The sequence below is a fragment of the Kitasatospora sp. NPDC091257 genome (genome assembly GCF_044757675.1).
GTDB lineage: Bacteria > Actinomycetota > Actinomycetes > Streptomycetales > Streptomycetaceae > Kitasatospora > Kitasatospora lactacystinica.
In genome coordinates this window covers 1-6,691 of record NZ_JBIVVI010000431.1, presented here as the reverse complement: position 1 = coordinate 6,691, position 6,691 = coordinate 1, and the positions used below count along the sequence as shown (strand labels likewise).

The 6,691-nt window shown below is 76.3% G+C and carries 7 protein-coding genes; 5 read left to right on the top strand and 2 right to left on the bottom strand.

Annotated elements, in window-relative coordinates; all coding sequences use genetic code 11:
• From ACIQOV_RS20655 to cpt, 4 genes are all read left to right on the top strand, one after another.
• Positions 1-852: VWA domain-containing protein (locus ACIQOV_RS20655; RefSeq protein WP_401050398.1), on the top strand; the 852-nt coding region annotated here is incomplete at its 5' end.
• A gap of 6 nt (positions 853-858) precedes the next feature.
• Complete coding sequence (gene cobO / locus ACIQOV_RS20650; protein ID WP_049655361.1) at positions 859-1,464, top strand: cob(I)yrinic acid a,c-diamide adenosyltransferase; 606 nt, start codon at positions 859-861, stop codon at positions 1,462-1,464.
• A 4-nt stretch (positions 1,465-1,468) separates the two neighbouring features.
• A complete protein-coding gene (locus tag ACIQOV_RS20645; RefSeq protein WP_401050395.1) occupies positions 1,469-2,908 on the top strand; it encodes a cobyrinate a,c-diamide synthase in 1,440 nt (479 codons plus the stop codon).
• Between the two features lie 46 nt (positions 2,909-2,954).
• On the top strand, positions 2,955-3,491 hold the full coding sequence (cpt, locus tag ACIQOV_RS20640; RefSeq protein WP_401050400.1) for a chloramphenicol phosphotransferase CPT: 537 nt from the start codon (positions 2,955-2,957) through the stop codon (positions 3,489-3,491).
• Between the two features lie 122 nt (positions 3,492-3,613).
• On the opposite strand, the gene ACIQOV_RS20635 is transcribed toward cpt, so the two are convergent.
• Both ACIQOV_RS20635 and ACIQOV_RS20630 read right to left on the bottom strand, forming a co-directional pair.
• Complete coding sequence (locus ACIQOV_RS20635) at positions 3,614-4,714, bottom strand: serine/threonine-protein kinase (RefSeq protein WP_401050392.1); 1,101 nt, start codon at positions 4,712-4,714, stop codon at positions 3,614-3,616.
• A gap of 58 nt (positions 4,715-4,772) precedes the next feature.
• Entirely contained in the window at positions 4,773-5,360 is a 588-nt protein-coding gene (locus ACIQOV_RS20630; RefSeq protein WP_401050389.1) for a TetR/AcrR family transcriptional regulator, read from the bottom strand.
• Positions 5,361-5,501: 141 nt separating this feature from the next.
• Here ACIQOV_RS20630 and ACIQOV_RS20625 point away from each other — a divergent pair, with 141 nt between their 5' ends.
• Positions 5,502-6,683, top strand: coding sequence for an FAD-dependent monooxygenase (locus ACIQOV_RS20625; RefSeq protein WP_401050386.1), 1,182 nt, complete (start codon positions 5,502-5,504; stop codon positions 6,681-6,683).
• Positions 6,684-6,691 lie beyond the last annotated feature (8 nt).

Genomic DNA, 6,691 nt, shown 5'->3' with positions numbered 1-6,691 from the left:
GCCGGGGACCCGTACCGGACCCAGCTGTTCACCGTCAAGGGCACCGGTCACGGCGCCCAGGGCCGCCGCTCCCCCGCCGAGACCACCGGCGGACACACCATCCGCGCCCGCCGCCCGCAGGGCGCGCTCGGCCGGCTGCACCTGACCGCGACCCTCCAGGCCGCCGCGCCGCACCAGGCTGCGCGCGGGCGCAGCGGGCGGGCGCTGGTGGTGCACAAGGACGACTTCCGCGAACAGGTGCGCCAGGGGCGGGAGTCCAACCTGGTGCTGTTCGTGGTGGACGCCTCCGGGTCGATGGCCGCCCGGCAGCGGATGACCACCGTCAAGGGCGCGGTGCTGTCGCTGCTGATGGACGCCTACCAGCGCCGCGACAAGATCGGCATGATCACCTTCCGGGGCGCGGGTGCCGAGCTGGCACTGCCGCCCACCTCCTCGGTGGAGGTCGGGGCGGCCCGGCTGGAGTCGCTGCCCACCGGCGGGCGGACCCCGCTGGCCGCCGGCCTGCTGCGCGCGCACGAGGTGCTGCGGGTGGAGCGGCTGCGCGACCCGAGCCGGCGCCCGCTGCTGGTCGTGGTGACCGACGGCCGGGCCACCGGCGGGCGGGACGCGCTCGCCCGCTCGCACCGCGCGGCCGCGCTGTTCGCGGCGCAGGGCACGGCGAGCGTGGTGCTGGACTGCGAGTCCGGCCCGGTCCGCCTGGGCCTGGCCCGCACCCTGGCCGGGCTGCTCGGCGGCACCGCCGTCGGCCTGGACGAGCTGCGCGCCGAGGGCGTGGCCTCGCTCGTCCGCGAGAGCCGGTCCGACAACCGTTCTGCGAACCGTGCAACCACCGCGATGCGAAAGGCGGCCTGAGCCGACATGCCCAAGGGTGTCCCCGAGAGCGTCCCCGACGACGGCCTGACGACCCGTCAGCGCCGTACACTGCCGATCACCGCCGTGCACACCGGCCCCGGCAAGGGCAAGTCCACGGCCGCGTTCGGCATGGCGCTGCGGGCCTGGAACCAGGGCTGGCCGGTCGGGGTGTTCCAGTTCGTGAAGTCCGCCAAGTGGAAGGTCGGCGAGGAGAACGCGCTGCGCGTGCTCGGCGCCTCCGGCGAGGGAGGCACCGTCGACTGGCACAAGATGGGCTCCGGCTGGTCCTGGATCCAGCGCTCCGCCGAGCAGGAGATGTCCAGCGAGGAGGCGGCCAAGGAGGGCTGGGAGCAGGTCAAGCGGGACCTCGCGGCCGAGACCTACCGCTTCTACGTGCTGGACGAGTTCACCTACCCGATGCACTGGGGGTGGGTCGACCCGGACGAGGTGGTGGCCGTACTCAAGGACCGTCCGGGCAGTCAGCACGTCGTCATCACCGGCCGGTACGCGCCCGAGGCGCTGACCGGATTCGCCGACCTGGTCACCGAGATGACCAAGGTCAAGCACCCCATGGACGCCGGCCGCAAGGGCCAGCGCGGTATCGAGTGGTAGGCCGTTGAGCACCGTCCCCCGCCTCGTCGTCGCCGCGCCCTCCTCGGGCGCCGGCAAGACCACCGTCGCCACCGGCCTGATCGCGGCGCTCGCCGCGCGCGGGCTGGCGGTGTCGCCGCACAAGGTCGGCCCCGACTACATCGACCCGGGCTACCACGCGCTCGCCGCCGGGCGCCCGGGCCGCAACCTGGACGCCTTCCTGTGCGGGCCGGAGCGGATCGCACCGCTGTTCCTGCACGGCGCGGCGGGGGCGGACGTCGCGGTGGTCGAGGGGGTCATGGGCCTGTTCGACGGGGCCTCCGGGCGCGGGGAGCTGGCCTCCACCGCGCACGTCTCCAAGCTGCTGCGGGCGCCGGTGGTGCTGGTGGTGGACGGCTCCTCGCAGTCCCGCTCGGTCGCCGCGCTGGTGCACGGCTTCGCCTCCTGGGACCCACAGGTGCGGCTCGCCGGAGTGATCCTCAACCGGGTCGCCTCCGACCGGCACGAGCACCTCCTGCGCGAGGCCCTGGAGGAGGGCTCCGGCGTGCCGGTGCTGGGCGCGCTGCGCCGCTCCGCGGCGGTCGCCACGCCGTCCCGCCACCTCGGGCTGATTCCGGCGGTGGAGCGCTCGGCGGAGGCCCTGCGGGCGGTCGCCGACATGGGTGAACTGGTGGCCTCCTCGGTCGACCTGGACGCCCTGCTCGAACTCGCCCGGACGGCGCCGGACCTGGACGCCGAACCGTGGGACCCGTCGGCCGAGGTCACCCCGGTGGCCGGCCGGCCGCGGATCGCGGTGGCGGGCGGCGCGGCCTTCTCCTTCTCGTACGCGGAGAACGCCGAACTGCTCGGCGCGGCGGGCGCGGAGGTGGTCCCGTTCGACCCGCTGCACGCCTCGTCGCTGCCCGAGGGGACGGCCGGCCTGGTGATCGGCGGCGGCTTCCCGGAGCTGTACGTACGCGAGTTGAGCGGCAACGCCGAACTTCGCGCCGCCATCGCCGGGTTCGCCGCCGCGGGCGGGCCGATCGCCGCCGAGTGCGCCGGACTGCTCTACCTGGGGCGGGAGTTGGACGGCCTGCCGATGTGCGGCGTGCTGGCCACCGACGCCCGGATGACCGAGCGGCTCACCCTCGGCTACCGGGAGGCGGTCGCCCTGCACGACTCCCCGCTGGGCCCGGCCGGCACCAGGCTGCGCGGCCACGAGTTCCACCGCACGGTCTGCGAACCCGGGGCGGGCGAACTCCCGGCCTGGGGCTGGCGCCTTCCCGCCGGCCCTCGCACCGAGGGCTTCGCGGGCGGCAACGTGCACGCCTCCTACCTGCACCTGCACTGGGCGGGCGCGCCGGCGCTGGCGTCCTCCTTCACCGCCGCGGCGGCGGGCTTCGCGGCCGGGGCGGGCTTCGCGGCGGGAGCCTCCGGAGCCGTGCAGTCCACGGCTCGTCCCGTCCCCTGGGGCGCCCCCGGATAACGCGGCGACGCCGCGGGGTGTGCGGCCATAGGCTCCGCCCATGCATGTGATCGTTCTCAACGGCGGGTCCAGCTCCGGCAAGTCGAGCATCGCCCGGCGCCTGCAGGAACTGCTGCCGGCCCCGTGGCTGCACCTCGGCGCGGACACCATGGTCGAGGCGCTGCCGGCGTCGTTGCGCGACGGCGGCGAGGGGATCGGCGGGCTGGAGGGCGGGAACGGGACGGTCGAGGTCGGCCCGGTCTTCGCCGCGCTGGACGCCGCCTGGACGCTCGGGGTGGCGGCGATGGCCCGGGCCGGGGCGCGGATCGTGGTGGACGAGGTGTTCCTCGGCGGCGCTGCTTCGCAGGCCCGGTGGCGGGCGGCACTGGAGGGTCTGGACGTGCTCTGGGTCGGGGTGCGCTGCGATCCTGCGGTGGCCGCGGCGCGAGAGGCCGCGCGCGGCGACCGGGTGGCCGGGATGGCCGCCGCGCAGGCCTCGGCGGTGCACCAGGGCGTCGGCTACGACCTGGTCGTCGACACCTCGCGGGCCTCGGTGGACGACTGCGCCCGGCTCGTCGCCGGGCGGGTGGCGTCCGACGGTTGAGCCGCCCCCGGCCGGGCCCTGTCGGACGCGGCCGCACCCCGTCGTGCCCGGCCGCACCCCGTCCCGTGGTCCGGGACCGCACCCCGTCGCCCGGGGCGCCGGGTCCGGGCTCGCCGCCTCCGCTACAGCGCGAGGGTCTGCCAACCCCGGGTGATCTGGTCGTGGACGGCCGCCGGGTCCGGCGCCGGCGACTGGGCGGCCGCCGTCGCCGCGGGCTCGGGCCCGGTCTCCACGATCCGGCGGATCACCGCTCCGGTGCTGGTCGCCGCGAACGGGCTGGAGCCGTGCGCCGCGCACACCACGCAGCACGCCCAGGCCCACACGTCGGCCGCCGGACCGACCCGCTCCTCGCCGAACCGCTCCGGCGCCATGTACGCCAGGGTGCCCGGGCCGCCGCCGGTGGCGGTCAGCCGGGTGCCGTCCACGATCGCCGCGATGCCGAAGTCCAGCAGGCGCGGGCCGGCCGTGGTCAGCATGATGTCGGCGGGCTTGAGGTCCCGGTGGACGAGCCCCAGCCGGTGCACCCCCGACAGCGCCACGGCCGGCGCCAGTGCGAGGGCGTGCAGCGCCTCCGCGGAGCGGATCGGCCCCTGCTCGCGCAGGTGGGCGTCCAGCGGTCGGCCGTCCAGCAACTCCATGGCCGGGTACGGGCGTCCGGAGTCCACGCCGGTGTCGAGCACCCGGGCGGTGCAGGCGCCCGGCACCATCGCCAGCACTTCGGACTCGCGCTGGAAGCGGCGCAACAGGTCGGCGTCGTCGAGGAGTTCGAGGTTGATGGTCTTGAGCGCGACCTGGGTGGCGGAGCCCTGGCGCTGGGCGAGGTAGACCGTGCCCATGCCGCCGGAGCCGATCCGGCCGAGGAGCTGGTAGCCGCCGATCGTGCGGGGCTCGTGGAGGCTGAGGGGGTTGCCGACGGGACTCGGCAGCACCGGCGGGGCGGCCGGGACGGGCCGGGCGAGCGGGCCGGGCGAGCGGGCCGGGCTGCGCGAACTGCGTGGGGACGTACGGCGCCTGGGACTGGACGTACGGGGGCTGCGGCGGCGCGGTGGGCGCGTACGGGTTCGGCGGTGCCGGGAGCGCCTGGGCGGCGTGGCGCCGGTGGCCGCCAACGCCCGGCGGCGCGTTGCCGCCTGGGCCCGCACCAGCACCGCCGGCGTCGCCGGCCGCGACAGCAGCGCCGTCCCGATCACGATCAGCACCGCGATGTCGAGCGTGTTCACCATGCTTCCCCCTGCCTGATCGAGCAGCGGGAGTACAGGCGGGCGCCGCCGGATCCCAGGCCTACCGGTCGAGCAGCACGGCGAGGTAGCGGTCGATCTCCTCGCGCAGCTCCTCGGGCATCGGCACGTGCCAGTGCCCGCTGCCGGCCGTCGCGTTGAACAGCACGCCGTCGCACCAGCGGATCAACCGGCGGGAGTCACCCGTCGGGTCGCTCGAACCGGCGGCGGCGAGCAGCTCGGCGGCGCGCTGGGCGAAGCGCGCGCCCAGACGGTCGTAGAGGGAGCGCAGTTCGGGCCTGCGGGTGGCCTCCAGGGCGAGCTCCAGGCGGGCCAGGGTGATCCGGCGGCCGCCTGTGAGTGCCTGGAAGAGCACCTCGGCGCCGACCTCGGCCAGCAGCTCGCGCGGCGGGACGGCGGCCTCCGGCAGCTCGCCCTCGACGAGGACGGGGTAGTCGGCGGTCTCCCGCTCGACGATCCGGGTGAGCACGAGCTCCAGCAGGGCGGCCCTGGTCCGGGCGAGGTTGGAGGTCGAGCCGGCGGGCAGGCCGGACGCGTCGTCCACGGCGCGGTGGGTGAGCCCGCGCAGGCCGGCGTCGGCGATCAGGTCGATGGCGGCGTCGGCGATCAGGGTCGGGCGCGGGGGTGTCATGGGTCCGATCATGGCCTTTCCGGAGAGGCTCCCCCAACTCACTACAGCCGTAGTTTACGACTCACTACATATGTAGTACCGTTTCGAGCGCCGGACACTACACCTGTAGTGGCCAGAGCGCGCGAGAAGAGGAGTCCCCTCATGGGCCTGCACCAGGCGATCGTCATCGGCGGCGGCATCGGCGGCCTCGCCGCCGCCCTCGCCCTCCACCGACAGGGCGTCCCCGTCCGCGTCCACGAGCGCGCCGACTCCCTCGAACCCGTCGGCGCCGGACTCGCCCTGGCCCCCAACGCCCTGCGCTGCCTCGACCGGCTCGGCATCGGCGGGCACCTGCGCGCCCTCGCCACCCCGCACCCCGCCGTCGGCCTGCGCCACCCCTCCGGCCGCTGGCTCGTCCGCACCAGCACGTCCGCCTTCGAGGCCCGCTTCGGCGACACCATCGCCGCCGTCGCCCGCGCCGACGTCATCACCGCCCTGGTCGACGCGCTCCCGGAGGGCACCGTCCGCACCGGCTCGCCCGCCACCCTCGTCACCCCCGGCAGCACGACCGGGCCCGCCGTCGTCCGCACCGCCGACGGGGAGGAGACGGCCGACCTGGTCGTCGCCGCCGACGGCATCCACTCCGCGACCCGGAGCCTGCTCTTCCCCCGGCACCCCGGCCCCCGCTACAGCGGATTCACCACCTGGCGCACCATCGTCACCCCCGGCCGCCTCCCGGCCGCCGCCGGCGAGGTGTGGGGCCGCGGGAAGCTCGCCGGGATCGTCCCGCTCGCCGACGGCCGGGTCTACGTGTACGGCGCCGCCCTCGCCCCGGCCGGTGAACGGGCCGCCGACGGGGACGAGCGGGCCGAACTCCTGCGCCGGTACGGCGACTGGTGCGCCCCCGTACCGCAACTGTTCGCCCTGGCCGAGCCCGAGCGGGTCCTGCGCCACGACGTCCGGGACCTCGCCGACCCGCTGCCCGCCCACCACTACGGCCGGGTCGCCCTCCTCGGCGACGCCGCCCACGCGATGTGCCCCTTCCAGGGCCAGGGCGCCTGCCAGGCCATCGAGGACGCCCTCGTCCTGGCCTCCCCGCTCACCCCCGGCACCGACCCCGCCGCCGCCCTGCCCGCCTACACCGCCGCCCGACTGCCCCGCACCTCCGCCGTGGTCGCCGGCTCCCGCCGCATCGGCGACCTCGTCGCCCTCCGCTCCCCCGCCGCCGCGCTCCTGCGCACCACCGCCCTCACCCTCGCCGGCCTCCTCCCCGCCCGCGCCCTGCTGAGCCGCGCGGCCCGGACGTACAACTGGCGGCCGCCGACCCCGGGCGGGGCGGCGTAAGGGGACCC

What these genes read in the sequence shown, in the direction of transcription:
- ACIQOV_RS20625 (WP_401050386.1), top strand. Translation starts at nt 5,502, where the DNA reads ATGGGCCTGCACCAGGCGATCGTCATCGGCGGCGGCATCGGCGGCCTC.
- cobO (WP_049655361.1), top strand. Translation starts at nt 859, where the DNA reads ATGCCCAAGGGTGTCCCCGAGAGCGTCCCCGACGACGGCCTGACGACC.
- ACIQOV_RS20630 (WP_401050389.1), bottom strand. Translation starts at nt 5,360, where the DNA reads ATGACACCCCCGCGCCCGACCCTGATCGCCGACGCCGCCATCGACCTG.
- ACIQOV_RS20635 (WP_401050392.1), bottom strand. Translation starts at nt 4,714, where the DNA reads ATGGTGAACACGCTCGACATCGCGGTGCTGATCGTGATCGGGACGGCG.